Consider the following 20,362-nt stretch of genomic DNA (forward strand, 5'->3'; position numbering starts at 1 on the left):
CGCGACATCCCTTCTCAGCCGGCCGGGAAGACCTCGGTGTCCAGTACCAGCGCGAACGGCTCGGGAAGCGTCAGCTTCTCCCCGTACTCGACCGCGTCCAGGACCCGGTAGGTGCCGTCGGCGGGTTCCCCGTACAAGGTGGCGGTGGGGCGGCCGGAGTGCCAGGGGTCCAGGAGCAGGAAGAGCTCGACACCGGCCTTCGCGTATCCGTGTGCCTTGCCGATGCGGTCGTGGTTGGCGTTGGCCTGCGAGGTGATCTCGACGACGAGCCGGGCCTCTTCCGCCGGTACACGGTTGCCCGGCCCGGTCGCCACAGCGCGCGGCACGACGACGAGATCGGGAATGTAGAGCCCGGCCCGGCCCGGCACGGCGACACCCAGGGTCTGGTAGATCCCCCAGTCCTCCGGGATCACGGAGTAGAGCCTGCGCTGCAGCAGTTCCGCGGTGGTGTTGTGGTCCTTGGACGGCGGTGGCGACACGGTGACGATCCCCTCGATGATCTCCACCTTGCAGCCCTCGGGTGCGTCCGTCTCCTCCCAGATCCGGACGAGGTCGTCCCAGTCCTGGCCGTGGCCCGGCGCGGGGTCGACGGTGAGTGCGCCCATGGCGGTCTCCTCTATCGGTGCGTCACCGAGTCCAGCATGCCGAACGGGACCGGCGGCAGTCCACCGGTCCCGTTCACCCATACGAGGAAGCCGCAGGTCAGGCGATACGTTCCCGCACCACGGGGGTGGCCGTGAACTCCGTGCCCTCCGGGGCGATGTCGTACGAGGAGGGCAGAGCCTTCAGCGCGTAGTCGAACTTCTCGGGCGTGTCGGTGTGCAGCGTCAGCAGCGGTTGTCCGGCCGTGACCGTGTCACCGGGCTTGGCGTGCAGTTCGATGCCCGCACCCGCCTGCACCGGGTCCTCCTTGCGGGCCCGGCCCGCACCGAGGCGCCAGGCGGCGACGCCGATGTCGTACGCGTCCAGGCGGGTCAGCACGCCGGAGGACGGCGCCGTGACCACGTGCTGTTCGCGGGCGACCGGGAGCGCGGCGTCCGGGTCGCCGCCCTGGGCGGAGATCATCCGGCGCCAGACGTCCATCGCGGAGCCGTCGGCCAGGGCCTTCTCCGGGTCGGCGTCCTTGAGCCCGGCCGCGTCCAGCATCTCGCGGGCCAGGGCGAGGGTGAGGTCGATGACGTCCTTCGGGCCGCCGCCGGCCAGGACCTCGACCGACTCGCGCACCTCCAGGGCGTTGCCCGCGGTCAGGCCGAGCGGGGTGGCCATGTCGGTGAGGAGCGCGACCGTCCGTACGCCGCTGTCGCTGCCCAGCGCGACCATGGTGGAGGCCAGTTCGCGCGCGTCCTCGATGGTCTTCATGAAGGCGCCGGAGCCGACCTTGACGTCCAGGACGAGCGCCCCGGTGCCCTCGGCGATCTTCTTGGACATGATCGAGCTGGCGATCAGCGGGATGGCCTCGACGGTGCCGGTGACATCGCGGAGCGCGTACAGCTTCTTGTCGGCGGGGGCCAGCCCGTCACCGGCGGCGCAGATCACGGCTCCGGTGGTGTCCAGGACGTTCAGCATCTCGGCACCCGTGAGATGGGCGCGCCAGCCGGGGATGGACTCCAGCTTGTCGAGCGTGCCCCCGGTGTGGCCGAGACCGCGGCCGCTGAGCTGCGGCACGGCGGCACCGCAGGCGGCGACCAGCGGGGCGAGCGGCAGGGTGATCTTGTCACCGACGCCGCCGGTGGAGTGCTTGTCGGTGGTGGGGCGGGAGAGCGCGTCGAAGTTCATCCGCTCGCCGGAGGCGATCATGGCGGCGGTCCAGCGGGCGATCTCCGTACGGTTCATGCCGTTCAGCAGGATCGCCATGGCCAGCGCGGACATCTGCTCGTCGGCGACCTCGCCTCGGGTGTATGCGTCGATGACCCAGTCGATCTGCTCGGGGCTCAGCTCGCCGCGGTCCCGCTTGGTGCGGATGACGGAGATGGCGTCCATGTCCTGGGTGTCCTTCCGGCCGGTACGTGCGCAAGAGTCCCGAATGACTCTACGCGCATAGAGAGTGGAAACGGGTGTGGCCCCCCTGAAGTTTCAGGAGGGCCACGGGAGTTCCGGGCCTGTCACTCGGATCAGGCCGGGCTCGCGGGCGCTGATCCGGCCTGGTCCGAAAGCAGAGCCCTACCTGAGATGGTCCGGCCCGAACGCCTGCGGCAGCATCTCGTCGAGCGTACGGAAGCCGTCCGGGGTCTCCAGGACGAGCTCCGGTCCGCCGAACTCGTACAGCAGCTGACGGCACCTGCCGCAGGGGACCAGGATCTCGCCCGCCCCGTCCACACAGGTGAAGTGGGTCAGCCGGCCGCCGCCGGTGGCGTTCAGCTGCGAGACCAGGCCGCACTCGGCGCACAGGCCGAGTCCGTACGAGGCGTTCTCGACGTTGCAGCCGACCACCGTGCGGCCGTCGTCGACGCGCGCCGCGACGCCGACCGGGTAGCCCGAGTAGGGGGCGTATGCCCGGGACATGGCGTCCCGGGCAGCAGCGCGCAGGGCGTCCCAGTCGACGTCGCCGGCCGCGGTCACTTGCCCTGGCCCTTCCGGTACCGCATGCCGTCCGCCTTCGGCATCCGCAGCCGCTGCGCGGAGAGCGAGAGGACGAGCAGCGTGACGATGTACGGGGTGGCGCTCACGAACTCGGTGGGCACCGTGTCCGTGGCGAGGTACCAGACCAGTACGGCGGCGGCGATGACGGCGCTGACCACACCCTGGACGAAGCTCTTGCGGTAGAGCTTCCAGACGGCGAGCAAGGCCAGCACGACCACCAGCAGGAGCAGCAGCGCGTGGACGGACTCGCCGCCGTTGCGCAGCTGGAGCGCGTCGGCGAAGCCGAACAGGCCCGCGCCCATGGCGAGTCCGCCGGGCCGCCAGTTACCGAAGATCATCGCGGCGAGACCGATGTATCCGCGGCCGCCGGTCTGGCCCTCGTTGTAGATGTGCGAGGTGACCAGGGAGAGGAAGGCGCCGCCGAGTCCGGCCATGCCGCCGGAGATGATCACCGCGATGTACTTGTAGCGGTAGACGTTCACGCCGAGCGACTCGGCGGCGATCGGGTTCTCGCCGCAGGAACGCAGCCGCAGCCCGAACGAGGTCTTCCACAGGACGAAGAAGGTCACGGCGAAGAGGACCGCGGCCAGAACCGTCAGCAGCGACACATTGGTGACCAGACCGCCGATGACACCGGCCACGTCGGAGACGAAGAACCAGTGGTGCTTCTCGATCGAGTGCAGCCAGTCGGACAGGCCGGGGATCGTCACCGAGGTGATGTCGTCGGACGGTGGCGACTGCTTGGGGCTGCCGCCCTTGGCCGCCGCCTCGCCCGTGTTGAACCAGAGCTTGGCGAAGTAGGTGGTGAACCCGAGCGCCAGGATGTTGATGGCGATACCGGAGATGATGTGGTCGACGCCGAAGGTGACGGTCGCGACGGCGTGCAGCAGCCCGCCGAGCATGCCGCCGATGACACCGGCCAGCACGCCGATCCAGGGGTTGGTCTGCCAGCCGGCCCAGGCACCGAAGAACGTACCGAGGATCATCATGCCTTCGAGGCCGATGTTGACCACACCGGCCCGCTCGGCCCACAGGCCGCCGAGACCGGCGAGCCCGATCGGCACGGCCATCGCGAGCGCCGCGCTGATCTGCCCGGCCGAGGTGACGTCCTGGGCGCCGGTGATGGCGCGTACCGCGGACAGCGCGAGCAGCGCGCCCGCGACGATCAGCAGAACGACGGGGAAGGAGAGGCGGGTGAGGCCGCCCTTGCCACCGGAGACCTTGGGGGCCGCGGGCGGCGGGGTGGAAGTCGCCGTGGCGGTCACGCCGACACCTCCTGCTGGTCGGAGTTACGGGCGGCCTGTGCGGCGAGTTCCGCGCCGACCTTGCTCTGCTGGCGCTTGAGTCCGTAGCGGCGGACGACTTCGTAGGCGATGACGACGCACAGGACGATGACGCCCTGGATGACGCCGACGATTTCCTTGTCGTACCCCTCGAACTCGAGCTTTCCGGTACCGCGTTCCAGGAAGCCCCAGAGCAGCGCGCCGAGCGCGATGCCGATGGGGTGGTTGCGGCCGAGGAGGGCGATGGCGATACCGGTGAAGCCGATGCCGATGGGGAAGTCGCCACTGTACTCGTAGCTGTCGTTGAGCAGCGTCGGCATGCCGACCAGGCCGGCCACCGCGCCGGAGATCACCATCGACGTGACGACCATCTTCTTGACGTTGACGCCGCTGGCCTCGGCCGCGGAGCCGGACTGGCCGACCGTACGCAGATCGAAGCCGAACCGGGTGCGCGAGAGCGTGAACCAGTAGGCGATGCCCGCGACGACCGCGACCACGATGAAGCCCCAGACGGGCGACGGGGTGGTCGGGAACTCGAAGAAGTGCGAGGACTCCGGGAGCGGAGTGGTGGAGATCTTCGTGCCGGCCTCGTCGAGGTGACCGAGGCGGCCCTGCTGGAGCAGATAGCCGATGATGGCGGTCGCGATGGCGTTCAGCATGATCGTCGAGACGACCTCGCTGACGCCCCGGGTGACCTTGAGGACGCCGGCTATACCGGCCCACATCGCGCCGACGATCATCGCGGTGAGGATGATCAGCGGGATCTGGAGGGCGCCCGGCAGGGTCAGCGCGCCACCGACGGCGGCGGCGAAGAAGGCGGCGAGGCGGTACTGGCCGTCGACTCCGATGTTGAAGAGGTTCATCCGGAAGCCGACGGCCACCGCGAGACCCGCGAGGTAGTACGTCGTCGCCTTGTTGAGGATGTAGACCTGGCTGTCCGACTTCACCCCGTAGTCGAACATGATGCCGAACGCGCTGAACGGTTCCTTGCCGGTGGCGGCCAGCACGAGGGCGGTCACCAGGAAGGCGACCACGATCGCGAGTACGGGGGCCGCGATCCCCAGGAGCAGCCGCTCCTTGTCGAACTTCTTCATCGGTCCTCTCCCCCGTCCCGGGGGTCGGTGTCGGCGGCGTCCGGACCGGACTCCGCATCCGTCCCGGGCTCGGCGGGCGCTTCGAGATGGCCGGAGGCCGCTCCCGTCATCGCCGAGCCGAGCTCCTCCGGGGTGATGGTCGCCGGATCGGCGTCCGCGACCAGGCGGCCGCGGTACATGACGCGCAGGGTGTCGGAGAGCCCGATCAGCTCGTCCAGGTCGGCGGAGATCAGCAGCACCGCCAGGCCCTCGCGGCGCGCGTCGCGGATCTGGTCCCAGATCTGCGCCTGCGCGCCGACGTCCACGCCCCGGGTGGGGTGCGCGGCGATCAGCAACTTCGGCGCGTGGCTCATCTCGCGGCCGACGATCAGCTTCTGCTGGTTGCCGCCGGAGAGCGAGGCGGCGGTGACCTCGATGCCGGGGGTACGGACGTCGTACTCGCGCACGATCCGCTCGGTGTCCGCGCGGGCGGCCTTGAGGTCGAGGAACGCGCCCTTGCTGTTGGGGCGCTCGGTGACATGGCCGAGGATGCGGTTCTCCCAGAGCGGGGCCTCCAGCAGCAGTCCGTGCCGGTGGCGGTCCTCGGGGATGACGGCCATGCCGTCCTCACGGCGCTTGCGGGTCGGCGTACGGGAGATGTCGACGCCGTCCAGGGTCAGTACGCCGGCATCGAGGTGGCGCATGCCCATGATCGCGTCGACCAGTTCGGACTGGCCGTTGCCCTCGACGCCCGCGATACCGAGGACCTCACCCTTGTGGATGGTGAAGGTGATGCCGTCGAGCACGGCACGCACCACCCCGTCCGGGTCCGTGGCGGTCAGCCGCAGGTCGTCGACGGTGAGCATCGGCGTGTCGGTGACGGTCGACTCGCGGGTCTCCGGCGACGGCAGTTCGCTGCCGACCATCAGCTCCGCGAGCTGCTTGGTCGTGGTGCGCTTCGGGTCGGCGGTGCCCACCGTCGTGCCGCGCCGGATGACAGTGATGTCGTCGGCGACCGACAGCACCTCGCCCAGCTTGTGCGAGATGAAGATGACGGTCAGGCCCTCGGCCTTGAGCTCACGGAGGTTGTCGAAGAGTGCGTCGACCTCCTGCGGCACGAGGACGGCGGTCGGCTCGTCGAGGATCAGGGTGCGGGCGCCGCGGTAGAGGACCTTGAGGATCTCCACGCGTTGGCGGTCGGCGACGCCGAGGTCCTCGACCATGGCATCCGGGCGGACACCGAGGCCGTACGCGTCCGAGATCTCCTTGATCTTTGCGCGGGCCCGGTCGCCGATCCCGTACAGCTTCTCGGAGCCGAGGACGACGTTCTCCAGGACGGTGAGGTAGTCGGCGAGCATGAAGTGCTGGTGCACCATGCCGATGCCGCGCGCGATGGCGTCACCCGGGTTGTGGAACGAGACCTGCTCGCCGTCCACCGCGATGGTGCCCTCGTCCGGCTTCTGCATGCCGTAAAGGATCTTCATCAGAGTGGACTTGCCGGCACCGTTCTCGCCGACGAGAGCGTGGACGGTGCCGCGACGCACGGTGATGTCGATGTCGTGGTTGGCCACGACCCCGGGGAACCGCTTGGTGATGCCGCGGAGCTCCACGGCATGGGGACTGCTGGACGCGTTGATGGCGCACTCTCCTTGGCAGGAGCGGAGGGCGGAGGGCGGAGGCGGTGGGGCGGGATGCGGTGGGGGCGGAAAAAGGTACCGCGCCCGGCACGCGCTACGCGCGTAGTGCCACCGAATCGTTGGCCACCTGACAGCAGGTGACCAACGGCGCGCGTACGGCTACGTTCCGGGCCCGGCCGGAAGTCGTACGCGAGTCGGGGCCCGGCCGAGCAGCCGAAGCAGCCAGGGGGCGCCCGCGACATCCCGCCGTCCGCCCGAAGGGCGGGACAGGCGGAACGTCGCGGGCACCCCCTCGCCCGTGCCCCGATCGACGGGTCGGATCAGGTCGTGGTCTTGACCGTGACCGTGCCGTCGACGATCTTCTTCTTCGCCGCGTCGAGCTGCGTCTGGATGTCCTTGATGTGGTCACCCGTGGTGGTCAGCGAGACGCCGCCCTTGGCCAGGGAGTACGACTGGACGCCGGCCACCGGCTTGCCGTCCTTGACGGACTTGATCAGGTCGTAGACACCGCCGTCGACGTTCTTGACGACCGAGGTCAGGATCGTGTCCTTGTACTTCGCCAGCGCCGGGTCCAGGGCCTGGTCGGAGTCGACACCGATGGACCAGGCGCCCTTCTTGCCCGCGACGGCCTCGATCGAACCGGCACCCGAGCCGCCCGCGGCGGCGAAGATGACGTCCGCACCCTTGTCGAGCATGCCCTTGGCGGCTTCCTTGCCCTTGTCGGGGCTGCCGAAGCCGGACAGGTCCGAACCGGTGGACAGGTACTGGATCTGCACCTTGGCCTTCGGGTTCGTGTCCAGAACACCCTGCTGGAAGCCCGCGGCGAACTTCTTGATCAGCGGAAGGTCCACACCGCCGATGAAACCGACCTGGCCGTCCTTCGACTTCAGCGCCGCCGAGACACCGGCGAGGTACGAGCCCTGCTCCTCGGTGAAGACGATGGAGGCGACGTTCTTCACGTCGGAGACCGAGTCGACCAGACCGAAGTTGACCTTCGGGTACTTCGCGGCCATCTTGTCGACCGCGTCCTTGTAGGCGAAGCCGATGGCTATGACCGGGTTGTAGCCGCCCTCGGCGAGCGACTGCAGACGCTGCTCACGGTCGGCCGGGGTCTCACCGTTCTTGGCGGTGAGCTCCTTCGTCTCGGCCTTGAACTCGGCCTTGGCCTTGTCCAGACCACGCGCGGCGGAGTCGTTGAACGAGTTGTCGCCCCGGCCGCCCACGTCGTAGGCCATGCCGATCTTCAGCTGGCCCTTGTCTTTGGAGCTGGTGCTCTCGTCGGACGAGCTGCCGCACGCGGTGGCGGTGAGCGCGAAAGCCGCGGTGATGGCACACGCAGCGGTGATCTTGGATACCCGGCGCAAGGGAAGGCTCCTTCAAACCTGACCGAAGCGCCTCTTCCGGCGCTGGTTTCGCCGAGATCGTAACGCGCGTAGATGTCAGATAAAGCCCTGTACGGAAGCCGTTATCGGATCGTCGCGAACCTGAGGTGACCTGTCCGGTTACGAACGGTTGCCGTCGAGCAACGCCGCGGCGGTGAAAAGCTCCACGCCAACGGTGATCGCCTCCTCGTCCGCGTCGAAATCGCCCCGGTGCAGATCAAGGCGCCGGGTGTCACCGGGCGTGCGCACCCCGAGCCGCGCCATGGCCCCCGGGACGTCCTCCAGATACCAGGAGAAGTCCTCCCCGCCGAGGCTCTGCTCGGTGTCCTCGATCGCATACGATCCGCGGCGCCCGGCCATCGCGGCGGCCAGCAGATCGGTCACGGCCGGATCGTTCACGACGGGCGGGACCCCGCGGATGTAGTCGATCACCGACTTGGCCCGGTGCATTCCGGCCACCTCGTCGATCGCGGCGTGGACCAGGTCCGGCGCCTCCCGCCATGCCGCCAGATCCAGGCAGCGGACCGTTCCCGACAGCTCGGCATGCTGCGGGATCACATTGCACGCGTGCCCGGCCTCCAGCCGCCCCCAGGTCACGGCGAGCCCGGCCCGCGCGTCGACCCGCCGCGCCAGCAGCGCGGGCACCTCGGTGGCCACCTTGGCGGCGGCGGTGACCAGGTCGGTGGTCAGATGCGGCCGGGCTGTGTGCCCGCCGGGCCCGTCGAGCGTGACCTCCAGCCGGTCGCAGGCGGAGGTGATCGCCCCGACCCGGAGCCCGATCCTCCCCACGTCGACCTTCGGGTCGCAGTGCACCCCGATGATCCGCCCGACGCCTTCCAGCACGCCGTCCTCGATCGCGTCGGGCGCACCGCCGGGCAGCACCTCCTCGGCGGGCTGGAAGATCAGCCGCACGGGGTGCGGCAGCAGCCCCTGCCGGTCGAGCTCGGCGAGCACGAGCCCGGCGCCGAGGACGGTCGTCGTGTGGATGTCGTGCCCGCAGGCGTGCGCCCGGTCGGGGACGGTGGACCGGTACGCGACCCCGGCCTTGGTGTCCGGAATGGGCAGGGCGTCGATGTCCGCGCGCAGGGCGAGCATGGGACGGGTGTCGCCGCCCGCCCGTCGCCCACCACCGTCCTTGTCCCAGCTTCGCGCCCCTCCCGATGTGCCCACGTCGCACACGAGCCCGGTTCCGGTGGCGAGCACCCGGGGCCGGAGCCCGGCCCTCTCCAGCCGCGCCTTGAGGGCAGCCGTGGTGCGGAACTCCTGGTTGCCGAGCTCGGGATGCATGTGCAGATCGCGCCGGAACGCGATCAGCTCGGCCCGCAGGGGCTCGGGCAGCGTGCCGGGCAGGTCGGCATCCTCGGGCAGGCCGGCATCGGAATCGCAGGACATCAACTGGTTCACCTGGTGAAGCGTAGGCCCCTTCACCCCTCAACTGGCCACAGATCAACAAAAGTTCAGCCGCATAGAGGAACAAAATGCGGCGTCGAAGCGTGTGCCGTGAGATAAGGATGGGTAAACTCGCCCATTCCTCTCTCCGACACCCCCCGCAGTCCCGCTCCGTAGGGCGCCCTGTCTACGCTGCGTCGCCGACGCGCTCGATTCGACTGCGTCGTGGACAGCGTCGGTCCCGGCCGGGGCCGTGGACGAGGGGGCCCGACGGTGCTCGACACCTTGGAACAGAACGTTCAGCCATGCCCGGAGTGCGGAGCGGAGATCCGGACGGACCGGAGGTTCGTGCCGTGGTGTGCAGCGTGCGACTGGAACGTGGATCCGGGAGAGGCCGAGGAGCCCCCGGGGCGGCTGGAGAAGCTGCGGCGCGAGCTGGCCCGCCGGTACGGGGAGAAGCTGCTCGCCGAGGTGACGGCAGGTGAGGCGTTGCGGCCCCGGCGCGACCTTGCCGGTGCCCTGGCCTTCGTCATCGCCCTCGCCGTCCACGGCGTCACGGTCGCCCTGGCCGTGGGCGGACTCCTGCTGGTGGTGCTCGGTTGGGGCAGCGCGCTTCCCGCGGTGGGCGCGCTCTTCCTGGTCCTCGCCGGGGCCCTGCGCCCGCGCTTCGGGCGGCTCCCCGACGAGCCGGTCCTGCACCGGGCCGACGCGCCCGAGCTGTTCACTCTGATCGACGAGGTCGCGGAAGTCGCCGGCACGACCGGGGTGCACGCCGTCGTGGTCACGGACGACGTGAACGCGGCCGTGACCACGTACGGGGTGCGTCAGCGCCGGCTGCTGCTCCTCGGGCTCGGGCTGTGGGAGATCACGACCCCGCAGCAGCGGATCGCGCTGCTGGGGCACGAGCTCGCTCACTACGCCAACGGGGACACGCGCCACGGGCTGATCATCAAGAACGCGCTCCGCTCACTGACCACCTGGTGGTACTTCCTGGCCCGGATCCCCCACCCCACCCTCGGCGAGGCGGCGCTCAATGCGCTCTACCTGCTGCCTCGATGGGCAGTCCAGGGCGTGCTGATGCTGCTCGACCACCAGACGCTGCGCGCGACGCAGCGCGGCGAGTACCTGGCCGACTCCCTCGCGGCGCGGGCCGGGTCCACCGAGGCCGCCGTGGGCCTCATGGACCGGCTCCTCGTCGGCGACTCCGCCCGGTCCGCATTGCTGCGCGAGGCCAATTCCACGCAGGTGGGACGGCCCGGGGACCCGGCGCGCAAGGACGCCTGGCGCGGCCTGTGGGAGCGACTGACCGCCCACATGGACTCGATACCGGAGAGCGAGTACGAGCGTCAGCGGCGCCTCGGCGCGCAGCGGGGCCACAGCGTCGACTCGACCCACCCGCCGACCCATCTGCGCCGCGCCCGCCTGCTCGCGGCGGCCCCGGCAGCCGCCGCGGTGGTCGCGGACGCCGGGAGGCAGTCCGGCCTCGACGCCGAGCTGGCCGAGGCCCGGGAGAGGCTGGCCCGCCGGATCCTCAACGGCAGGTAGACGGGCGGGCGGCGGGCAGGCAGCAGGGCCGGTCCAGGTGACCACATCGACTACGGCGCTGTCTCGGAGAAGGACTGCTCCGTGCTGCCCGCCGCGCCCGGTCGCCCCTGAGGCCGGCCCAGCCGCTCTCCGCCCTCGGGGAGCCCCCGGCGCATCGGCAGCAGCGCCGCCCCGAGGCACACGGCACCGACCGGCAGCAGATCCAGGGTCATGGCCGCCAGCACGATCCCTGCCAGCACCAGCACCGGGGCCCACCCCTTGACGTCGTCCCGCCGGAAGAACGCCAGCAGCGTGACGAGGGTCAGCAGCCCGAGCCAGAACAGCATCGGCACCGCGGTGTAGACGAGCGGCATCACACCGGGCACGTCCTGCACCCTCCCGAACATGTCGTTCATGGCCGTCTTGTCCACGGTGAGGAACCCGACCGCCAGGTCGATCACCGCCTGGACCACCAGTGCCGCCGCCCCGAGCAGTCCGGCCCAGGCCGCCGTCTCCACGGCCACCCGCCTGCCACCACGCACCACGGCGAGCTTCCGCAGCTCCAGGAACACCGGCACGAACACGGTCACCCCGGCCAGGAACAGCAGGTGCGCCACCGTCCACCACACACCGGGCCCGTAATCACCGACGGCCCGCCCGGTCAGCCGCACCGCTCCGTACCCTGCCATCAGGGCCGGACCAGCGAGGAACACCGTCCTGACCATCTCGCCCTGACGTTCCGTCAACTCCCCTGCCTTCATGATCCGATGATCGATCGCGGGCATCCCCGACGGCTAGTGCACGGTGGCGATCTACCGCATCGGCCATTACGGCGGATCGGGCGCCCGGCATCTGGTGACCAGTGATCCGGTGCCGGTGCGGCCCCGGACCAAGCCGACCGCGGCTGCCGGTACCGGGCTCATCGCCTGTGACTGGCCGGTCGCCTGGACGCTGGATGTACCGAAGACGTGGGTGTCCGGGATATTCCTGGCCGTGTTCACCTCCCAGGACGGCTACCGCGCGTTCACGCCCTTCGTCGTACGCGATACGGCACGCCGCTCCGACATCCTGATGGTCGTCCCCTTCACCACGTACCAGGCCTACAACTTCTGGCCGTACGACGGTCACGGCGGAAAGAACCTGTATCGGGGGTACACCCCCGAAGGGGTGTGGGGCGGGATCGACGATCGTGCTTTCAAGGTCTCCTTCGACCGGCCCTACCCTCGGTCGGGCACGCCCAACTGGTTCAAGTTGGACACCAGCGCCGCACGGTGGGCGGAGAGCGCCGGTTACGACATCACGTACGCCAGCAGTGTGGATCTGCACGAGGGGCGGGTCGACCCGTCGCACTACCGCGTCATGATGTTCTCCGGCCATGACGAGTACTGGTCCCAGGAGATGCGCGACTGCGCCGAGAAGGCCGTCTCGGCCGGAACGCATCTCGCCTTCCTCGCCGCGAACAACATCTACTTCCACATACGTCTCGAAGACTCCGCCGACGGCCGGTCGGGCCGTGTGGTGACCTGTTACAAGGAGACCCCCGACCCCGAACCGGGGCCGAGCGGCCCCACCGCGCGCTGGCGTGACCTCGGTACGAAGCACCAGCACGCGGAGCAGGGGCTGCTGGGTGTCCAGTACAACGGCATCCTCAAGAAACCCGTGCCCCTGGTCGTCCGCGAGAGTGGTCATTGGTTCTGGTCGGGCACCGGACTGAGGGACGGCGACGAGATTCCGGATCTGATCGCCGTCGAGACCGACGGGTTCGACCCGTCCATGCCCCGGCCCGCGGACACCGAACTGACGCTGCTCTCCGCGTCCCCCTACGCCGACCGACTGGGCCGCGGCCACTTCGTCCAGAACACCGGCCTGAGCGAGAACCAGCAGGGCACGCTCGTCTTCGTCGCCGGAACGTTCCACTGGCCGCTGGCGCTCGACGAACCCGGACATGTGAATCCACATGTGCGGCGGGCCACCCGGAACCTCCTGACCCGCATGCTGGAGCACCGGGGCGCGTGATGCCCCTGCCGTCACCCGGCAGCCGCGGAGCCCCGGCACTCGTGCAGCCGGTCCCCACGGGTCACTGTCACGCGTAGTGCGTCCCGGCTGCGCCTCGGTCAACCAGTGGGACAGGTGGTGGACTTGGGCGGCCTCGGCCCGGGGATCGGCGAGCATCTCCTCCGCACCGCCCGCGCCAAGGCTCCTCTCACGCCTCCGTGACCGCCGTCGCCCGCCACGGGGCGAGGCGCTGTACGTCGCGGGCCGTCTCCGTGACACCGCTCAGGAAGCCCTGCGCACGTGGCGACGCCGTGTCGCGCAGCCACTCCGGGGCGATGTCGCAGACCGCGACCTTGACCTCCGTGCCCGCCAGCGCCAGCGGCAGGGTGTGGACCACCGTGGACGGGAAGCTCAGGACCGTGCGGCCGATCGGGCCGCGGCGGGCGATGAGTTCCAGAGGGAGGTCCGGGCGGACGATCTCCAGGCCGGTGGCGGCTTCCAGAGCGTGGAGCTTGTCGGCGGACTCCCGGCGGTGGGCGAAGTAGCGGGTCGCGCCGTGGGTGCGGGCCAGGGTGGCGACCGCCTCCAGGTACTGGGCCTGGTCGATCACGCCCGTCTCGGCCAGGGACGTGCCGACCAGGTCCGCGCCCTTGGTCAGGAGCGGCGGGCCGAAGCGGGCGCGGGTCCAGGCGAAGGTGTTGGAGGTGACCGTGACGCCGGCCGGAGCCTCGACCGGCATGGCGGTGAACACCTCGACCTCACGGGTCGCGGACGGGGTGAAACGGCGGCGGGCGGTGGCCGTGACCGGGGCCAGGATCAGGTCGCGCGGGCCCGAGCTGCCCCGCCGGTGCCAGCGCACCAGCCTTTCACCACGGGCGAGTTGGGCGACGAACTCCATCGTGGCCGTGCCGTCGTCGACCACCGTGAGCCGACGGGTGCGGACCATGGACAGGAGGAGCTGCACGTAGCGGGAGAACGGGTCGCCGATCACGATCCGGTCTGCCCTGCGCAGCAGTCCCGTCAGGGCCCGGAGGGTCTTCAGCGGTGCGCTCGCCCCGCCGCGCGCCTCCTGCCAGCGGACGTTGACGCCCTCGTCGCGAGCCAGCTCCGCCATCCGGCGCAGCTGGCCGCGCGACATCGGGTCGACCGGAGGGAGGACGACGACCGTTATGTCCGCCAGGACATGGTCGTCGCCTCCCTCTGTGAAGGCCCACTCCAGGACGTTCAGGAGCTGGACCGGGCTCTCGACGAAGGCGAGGTTCACCGGTCGGCCCGTCAGACCGCGACCGGCTCGGCGGCCGGGGCCGCCTCGGTGTTCTCGGCGACGACGCCCGCGACGCGGCGGAGCTTCTTCATCGGGCCGAGCTCGGACTCGTACACCTTCTTGACGCCGTCACCGAGGGAGGCCTCGATGGTGCGGATGTCGCGGACCAGTCGGGTCAGGCCCTGCGGCTCGACGGAGGCGGCCTGGTCGGAGCCCCACATGGCCCGGTCGAGGGTGATGTGGCGCTCGACGAACGCGGCGCCGAGGGCGACGGCGGCGAGGGTGGTCTGCAGGCCGGTCTCGTGGCCGCTGTAGCCGATCGGGACGTTCGGGTACTCCTGCTGGAGGGTGTTGATGACGCGGAGGTTCAGCTCCTCGGCCTTCGCGGGGTACGTCGACGTGGCGTGGCAGAGAAGGATGTTGTCCGAGCCGAGGACCTCGACCGCGTGGCGGATCTGGCGCGGGGTCGACATGCCGGTCGAGAGGATGATCGTGCGGCCCGTGGCCCGCAGCGAGCGGAGCAGCTCGTCGTCGGTGAGGGAGGCGGAGGCGACCTTGTGGGCGGGGACGTCGAACTTCTCCAGGAAGGCGACGGCCTCGGTGTCCCACGGGGAGGCGAACCAGTCGATGCCGCGCTCGGCGCAGTGGTCGGAGATGGCGCGGTACTCGGCCTCGCCGAACTCGACGCGGTGGCGGTAGTCGATGTACGTCATCCGGCCCCAGGGGGTGTCGCGCTCGATGTCCCACTGGTCACGCGGGGTGCAGATCTCCGGGGTGCGCTTCTGGAACTTGACGGCGTCGCAGCCGGCTTCGGCGGCCACGTCGATCAGCGCGAGGGCCTTGTCGAGGTCGCCGTTGTGGTTGATGCCGATCTCGCCGGTGATGTAGACGGGCTGACCCGGGCCGGCGGTGCGGGTGCCGAGGGTGCGCAGACGGGAGGTGCTCATGGGGGTGTTTCCTTACTTGGTGGTGGAGTTGGTGGGGGTGGAAAGGTGGCCGGTGAGGGTGGGCCCGAGCAGCCACGCCGCGATTTCGCGGATGGCGCCGAAGCCGCCGGGGGTGGTCGTGACGGCGCGCGCCGCGGCGCGTACCGAGTCATGGGCGCTCGCTACGGCGACGGGCCAGCCGGCGACGGCGAAGCAGGGCAGGTCGTTGACGTCGTTGCCGACGTAGAGCACCCGCTCGGGGGCGATGCCGTGCTCGTCGCACCACTGCTTGAGGGCGAGGTCCTTGCGGTCGATGCCGTGCAGGACGGGGACCTTGAGCTTGTTGGCGCGGGCGGCGACCACCGGGTTCTGTTCGGTGGAGAGGATCAGGAGGTCGAGGCCGGCCCTGCACAGGGCGGCGATACCCAGACCGTCTCCGCGGTGGACGGCGACGATCTCGCGTCCGTCGGAGTCGATCAGGACCCGGTCGTCGGTCTGCGTGCCGTCGAAGTCGAGGACGACCGCGTCGATGTCCTCGCGGGTCGGCAGCGGTGACGGGTCCAGGAGCGGTGCGAGGGCGCGGGCGCGGGCCAGGTCGTGCGGGTCGTCGATCTCCAGAACCCGGGCGGGGTCGGTGGTGACCAGCGCGGTGTGGCCGAAGAAGCGGTGCCGGTGGGTACGGAAGCCGGCGACGTCCATCGCGTAGGCGGCGCCGGTCTCCAGCAGGTCCTGCGGCCGGTCCTGGCGGCGCGGGCGGACGGCCTTGTCGTGGTTGACGCCGTGGGTGCCGTCCTCGACCGCGCTGCCGTCGCGCCAGATGAAACCGTGGAACGGGGCGACGGTGACAGCCGTGTCGGCGCCGTCGCGGACGACTGCGGCGGCCACGCCGTCGATGTCCTCGCGGGTGACGAACGGGCTGGTGCACTGGACGAGCAGCACCACGTCGGCGATGCGCTCGTGCATCGCCTCGTACGCGTCGAGTGCGTGCAGGACCGCCGCCTCGCTGGTCGCGGTGTCGCCCGCGATGGCCGGCGGGCGCTGGACGCAGTGCACGCGCTCGGCGGCGCCGAGCGCCTCGCCCGCCGCCCGGGCCGCGTCCGCGATCGCCGCGTCGTCCGTGGTGACGACGACGTCCGTGACCTCGCGAGCGGTCAGGCAGGCGCGGACCGCGCGGGCGACCAGCGGTATGCCGCCGACCTGGGCGAGGTTCTTGGCCGGGACGCCCTTGGATCCGCCGCGGGCGGGGATCACGGCGAGCACGGTCGGGTCCGGCTTGGGTGCCGAGGTCGGCGTCATCTCTGCTCCTGGGTTGGTTGTCACAGCTCGCCCATCCGCCGGATCACGGGGGCGACCCGCTGGACGCCCTGCCGGTACGCGCCGCGCGCGGCTTCCCGTACCGCGTCGCGGACCGCGCCCCGCACCCCGCCGGTCTCGCGCGGCGCGGCGGCACCGGGCAGCGGGTGGCCGTCGGGGGCCAGGTGGTGGCGGGCGAGGATGCCGGGCAGGTAGCCGGGGGCCGTGGCGGGTGTGTAGTACGGGGCGAGGTCGGGCAGGCGGGGCGTGGCCAGCAGCGCCTCGACGCGGGCCCGTGCGGTTTCGTAAGCCGTGCCGTAGCTGCCGTCGGCGGCGACGCCCTGGCCGGCCAGCCACTTCTCGTCGGGCTCCGGGTGGGAGCCGCCGTCGAGCCGGTCCCACGAGGTGAGCAGGCCCGAGCCGATGAAGTGGTGGTTGCCGAGGGCCTCGCGGATGCCGAGGTCACTGAGGATCGCGGTGGGGATGCGCCGGTGCAGGGACTCCAGCGCGGCGGTCGAGGAGACCGTGACCAGCAGGTCGGTGCGGTCGAGGACCTCGCCCATGTGCCCGTACACGAGGCGGAAGTTGGGCGGCAGTCCGCCGGGCAGCTTCTCCGCGAGCCGCTGGTACGGGAGTTCTTCGATGTGTGTGGTGTGCTCGCCGGGCTTGGAACGCAGCTTCAGGAGCACCTCGCGGTCCGGGTGCAGCCTGGCGTGCTCGACGAGCCTGCGCAGCAGGTACGTACGGTCGGCGCGGGACGCCGGCACGGAGGGCTGGGCGGCGAACACCACGGTGTCGCGGCCCTGCTGCGGCCGGTGCGGTGCGCCGCCGAGAAACGGCAGTGCGGCCTCCGTGACGGCCGAGGCATCGGCGCCCACTCCCTCGTACACGGCGCGGAAACGCTCCGCGTCGTGGCGGGAGTTGGCGAGGACGACGTCGGCGCCGTGGCGCAGCAGCAGACCGTCGGCGAGCTTCTCGTAGACGACACCGACATAGCCGGTGACGACGACGGGCCTGGCGGGCAGCTGCAGGGCGGCAAGGCCATGCAGCATGGCCTGGACCGCGCCGCCGACGAGGGCGAGGACCACGACGTCGTACCCCTCGTCCCGCACGGAGTGCAGGAACTCCACGGCCGTCACTTCGCGCACCCGGCCGGTCTCGACCCCTACGTCACCGACTTCGGCGAGCTGCCGGGCGGTCGGGGTGGCCCGGCCGCGCAGGAGCAGTCCGCTGATCTCGACCGGCCGTTCCGCTGCGCGGGGAGCGTCCGGGGACCCGGTGGTCAGGCGGCGCGCAGTGAGCGCGCCCCATTTCCACCGGGTGTCCGAGTCGGCGAGTACGGCTACCCGGAGCGCCGAGGTCTTGCTGGTACGTGGGGGCACGTCCTAGAAGTTAGGAAGGCATTTCGATTCATGGCCCAACGTGATGGCAACAGATGGTTAACAGCCCGCCGACGCTTGGCGAATCAGCTTCACAAAAGGTCCTGTGTCACTGTGGATTCAGCCTGGTTCATCGTTCCGACATTCGTCGTTCACCTCCCGTCCCTTCTGGGGCCAGGGCAAATGACGAGCGCCCGCCTAGCGTGAGACGGGTGGTTAAGCTCTCCGTCATCGTGCCGTTCTACAACGTGCAGACATACGCCCCCGACACCCTGAGAAGCCTGCGGTCCAACGCCCGCGAGGACTTCGAATTCATCCTCGTCGACGACTGTTCGACCGACGGGACCGCGGACATACTGCGCCGCGCGGAGGACGAGATTCCGGGGGTGGTCGTCAGCAGACACAAGCAGAACGGCGGGTTGGCCACCGCCCGGAACACCGGTCTGGACGCGGCCCGCGGCGAGTACCTCGCCTTCCTGGACGGCGACGACTGGCTGGCCCCCGGGTACCTCTCCCGGCTGCTGGCCCGGGCAGAGGCACTGGGCTGCGACTTCGTCCGCACCGACCATGTGCAGGTCGACGGCAGGACACGCACGGTGCACCGCGTGCCGCACGGCCGGCGCGACGAGGTCATGGACCCGCGGGACGCGATCCTGCCCGCCGCGCGGACCACCTCGGTCGACTACCCGTACGCCTGGGCGGGCCTCTACCACCGTCGGCTCCTGGACCGCGGACTGCTGCACTTCACGGACGGTCTGCGCACCGCCGAGGACCGGCCGTGGATCTGGCGGCTGCACCGCGAGGCGGATTCCTTCGCGGTACTCGGATTTCTCGGCATTTTCTACCGGCGCGGCGTCGCCTCGTCACTGACGCAGATCGGTGACGTCCGCCAGCTCGATTTCATTCGCTCATTTGATCAAGTGGTACGAGAAACGGCGGAGGACCGCGATGCGCAGGCCCTTCTGCAGAAAGCGGTCCGCACCTATTGCGCCATCATTTTTCATCACATGAGTTCGATGGAGAGATTCGAACCGCCCGTGGCCCGGGCTCTGAAGTCGATGAGTGCGGCCGCACTCAAGCGGATGCCGCAGGACGTGCTGGACGACGCCCTGGACGCGATGGACGTACAGCGCGCGACCCTGCTGCGCCGGCTGCGTCGCCGCCCGGTCGCTGCGAAGGAGGTGGCGGCCGCATGAGCAGCAGCCGGACCCGCACGACGCAGATCTTCCTCGCCTCCACCCTCTACGGCGCCGCCACCCTCGCGGCCGCGCTGGACGCGGGCGCCTTCGCGGACGCCGACCGCCGCATCCTGCTCGTCTCGAACAATGCGGCGATTCCGGAGACGACACCCGCCGTCGACGCGATGCCCGGGTTCGACGCGCTGCGCGGCCGGTTCGACGACGTGGTGTCGTGGAACGAGACCATCGCCCCGTTCCACCCCAGCGGCTGGGCCCCGCGCCCGGACGACGTACCGCTGTGGGAGCGTCATCTGCGCCTCGCGTGGGGACTCGGGGACGACGCCGTCGAGCTCGCGATCGAGTCGATCCAGGTCAACCCGGCAATGGCGGTCGCCCAGATGTTCACCGGCGCACCGATCGACGTGTACGCGGACGGGCTGATGAGCTACGGCCCGACCAGGAACAAGATCGACCCGCTGACCGGCACCCGGGTGCGGCGGCTGCTCCATCTCGACCTCGTGCCGGGACTGAAGCCGCTGCTGCTCACGGAGTTCGGGGTCGCGCCCCAGGTCGTGCCGACCGAGGCGTTCCTCACGGTGCTCGGTGAACTGGCCGACGCCCGCGATGTGGTGGGGAGCGTGCCGTCCGTCCGGGCGCCCGCGCTGCTGCTCGGCCAGTACCTTTCCGCGCTGGGGCTGATCAGCGCGGCGCAGGAGGAGGAGCTGCATCTGCGCATGATGCGCGGGGCGGTCGAACTCGGCCACAAGCGGCTGGTGTTCAAGCCGCACCCGACGGCGCCGGCGCAGTGGTCTCGGACGATGGAGGCGGAGGCGGAGAGACTCGGCGCGGAGCTGACCGTGCTGGACTCGGGGGTGCTGACCGCGCCGGTGCTCGCCGAGGTGCTGTACCAGCGGATGCGTCCGGCGCTGGTCGTCGGCTGCTTCTCGACCGCGCTGCTCACGGCGTCCGCGTTCTACGGTCTGCCGGTCGCCCGGGTCGGTACGGAGATGCTGCTGGACCGGCTGTCGCCGTTCGAGAACAGCAACCGGGTTCCGGTGACGCTGGTGGACGCCCTGGTTCCGGACCTCGGCGACCGGCAAGCGGTCACAGCGGCGGAGACGGTGGCACCGGTCGAGCTGAACGAGCTGGTCACCGCGGTCGGCTTCACGATGCAGCCGAAGATCTATCCGGAGCTGCGGACGGCCGCGGAGCGGTATCTCTCCACCCATCTCACGGCGACGACCTGGCGCTACTTCAAGCGCAAGCGGCTCACCTCGCTGGGGCTGCCGGGTGGCGTGCCCGCGCAATTCGCGTTCCTGCCGCGGAACGCCGCGGTGCGCAGGGTTGCGCGGCGGGCGAAGACGTTGCGGCGGGCGGTACTCCGCTGAGACGGCTCGACCGGGTGCTCCGTGCCGAGCCCGCCCGGCGATCGAGGGCAAGAGAACGGGGCGGGGCGCCT

17 protein-coding genes are annotated in these 20,362 nt (G+C 70.4%); 4 read left to right on the forward strand and 13 right to left on the reverse strand.

All coding sequences use genetic code 11. The features are described from left to right. Positions 1–14: 14 nt before the first annotated feature. From ACNPQM_RS15685 to ACNPQM_RS15720, 8 genes are all read right to left on the reverse strand, one after another. A complete protein-coding gene (locus ACNPQM_RS15685; RefSeq protein ID WP_418084456.1) occupies positions 15–605 on the reverse strand; it encodes a Uma2 family endonuclease in 591 nt (196 codons plus the stop codon). A 97-nt stretch (positions 606–702) separates the two neighbouring features. Continuing rightward, positions 703–1,980: a thymidine phosphorylase gene (locus tag ACNPQM_RS15690; protein WP_418084457.1), complete on the reverse strand. Its 1,278-nt coding sequence runs from the start codon at positions 1,978–1,980 to the stop codon at positions 703–705. Between the two features lie 180 nt (positions 1,981–2,160). Then, entirely contained in the window at positions 2,161–2,559 is a 399-nt protein-coding gene (locus ACNPQM_RS15695) for a cytidine deaminase (RefSeq protein ID WP_358859590.1), read from the reverse strand. After that, a complete protein-coding gene (locus tag ACNPQM_RS15700) occupies positions 2,556–3,845 on the reverse strand; it encodes an ABC transporter permease (RefSeq protein WP_418084458.1) in 1,290 nt (429 codons plus the stop codon). The genes ACNPQM_RS15695 and ACNPQM_RS15700 overlap by 4 nt, the downstream gene beginning before the upstream one ends. Further along, positions 3,842–4,957, reverse strand: coding sequence for an ABC transporter permease (locus ACNPQM_RS15705; RefSeq protein WP_358859592.1), 1,116 nt, complete (start codon positions 4,955–4,957; stop codon positions 3,842–3,844). Before ACNPQM_RS15705 ends, ACNPQM_RS15700 begins: the two co-directional genes overlap by 4 nt. Then, positions 4,954–6,546 carry an ABC transporter ATP-binding protein gene (locus tag ACNPQM_RS15710; protein ID WP_358859593.1) on the reverse strand — a complete coding sequence of 531 codons (1,593 nt, stop codon included), beginning with the start codon at positions 6,544–6,546 and terminating at the stop codon, positions 4,954–4,956. The genes ACNPQM_RS15705 and ACNPQM_RS15710 overlap by 4 nt, the downstream gene beginning before the upstream one ends. Positions 6,547–6,893: 347 nt before the next feature. Beyond that, positions 6,894–7,937, reverse strand: a complete 1,044-nt coding sequence (locus ACNPQM_RS15715; RefSeq protein WP_418084459.1) for a BMP family lipoprotein — start codon at positions 7,935–7,937, stop codon at positions 6,894–6,896. Between the two features lie 138 nt (positions 7,938–8,075). After that, complete coding sequence (locus ACNPQM_RS15720; RefSeq protein WP_418084502.1) at positions 8,076–9,347, reverse strand: amidohydrolase; 1,272 nt, start codon at positions 9,345–9,347, stop codon at positions 8,076–8,078. Positions 9,348–9,617: 270 nt separating this feature from the next. Between ACNPQM_RS15720 and ACNPQM_RS15725 the strand changes: the two genes are divergently transcribed. Continuing rightward, positions 9,618–10,889, forward strand: coding sequence for a M48 family metallopeptidase (locus ACNPQM_RS15725; RefSeq protein ID WP_418084460.1), 1,272 nt, complete (start codon positions 9,618–9,620; stop codon positions 10,887–10,889). Positions 10,890–10,939: 50 nt separating this feature from the next. Here ACNPQM_RS15725 and ACNPQM_RS15730 read toward each other — a convergent pair whose 3' ends face one another. Continuing rightward, a complete protein-coding gene (locus ACNPQM_RS15730; RefSeq protein WP_418084461.1) occupies positions 10,940–11,629 on the reverse strand; it encodes a hypothetical protein in 690 nt (229 codons plus the stop codon). Between the two features lie 43 nt (positions 11,630–11,672). Here ACNPQM_RS15730 and ACNPQM_RS15735 point away from each other — a divergent pair, with 43 nt between their 5' ends. After that, entirely contained in the window at positions 11,673–12,884 is a 1,212-nt protein-coding gene (locus ACNPQM_RS15735) for a N,N-dimethylformamidase beta subunit family domain-containing protein (protein ID WP_418084462.1), read from the forward strand. A gap of 187 nt (positions 12,885–13,071) precedes the next feature. Here the strand turns inward: ACNPQM_RS15735 and ACNPQM_RS15740 are convergent, their stop codons facing one another. Genes ACNPQM_RS15740 through ACNPQM_RS15755 form a run of 4 tightly spaced genes read right to left on the reverse strand, consistent with a single transcriptional unit; the run spans position 13,072 to position 17,728 of the window. Further along, a complete protein-coding gene (locus ACNPQM_RS15740) occupies positions 13,072–14,127 on the reverse strand; it encodes a hypothetical protein (protein WP_418084463.1) in 1,056 nt (351 codons plus the stop codon). 11 nt (positions 14,128–14,138) lie between these two features. Beyond that, positions 14,139–15,074 (reverse strand): N-acetylneuraminate synthase family protein, encoded by a 936-nt coding sequence (locus ACNPQM_RS15745; RefSeq protein WP_358859599.1) that lies wholly within the window; start codon positions 15,072–15,074, stop codon positions 14,139–14,141. A 12-nt stretch (positions 15,075–15,086) separates the two neighbouring features. Beyond that, positions 15,087–16,349: a cytidylyltransferase domain-containing protein gene (locus ACNPQM_RS15750; RefSeq protein ID WP_418084464.1), complete on the reverse strand. Its 1,263-nt coding sequence runs from the start codon at positions 16,347–16,349 to the stop codon at positions 15,087–15,089. A 20-nt stretch (positions 16,350–16,369) separates the two neighbouring features. After that, positions 16,370–17,728 carry a DUF6716 putative glycosyltransferase gene (locus ACNPQM_RS15755; RefSeq protein WP_418084465.1) on the reverse strand — a complete coding sequence of 453 codons (1,359 nt, stop codon included), beginning with the start codon at positions 17,726–17,728 and terminating at the stop codon, positions 16,370–16,372. A 209-nt stretch (positions 17,729–17,937) separates the two neighbouring features. Between ACNPQM_RS15755 and ACNPQM_RS15760 the strand changes: the two genes are divergently transcribed. After that, on the forward strand, positions 17,938–18,921 hold the full coding sequence (locus ACNPQM_RS15760; protein ID WP_418084466.1) for a glycosyltransferase family 2 protein: 984 nt from the start codon (positions 17,938–17,940) through the stop codon (positions 18,919–18,921). Then, positions 18,918–20,291, forward strand: coding sequence for a polysialyltransferase family glycosyltransferase (locus ACNPQM_RS15765; RefSeq protein ID WP_418084467.1), 1,374 nt, complete (start codon positions 18,918–18,920; stop codon positions 20,289–20,291). Before ACNPQM_RS15760 ends, ACNPQM_RS15765 begins: the two co-directional genes overlap by 4 nt. The last annotated feature ends 71 nt before the right edge of the window (positions 20,292–20,362 follow it).

Origin of the sequence: Streptomyces sp. NPDC056231 (assembly GCF_048270745.1) — a bacterium.
Taxonomy (GTDB): domain Bacteria; phylum Actinomycetota; class Actinomycetes; order Streptomycetales; family Streptomycetaceae; genus Streptomyces.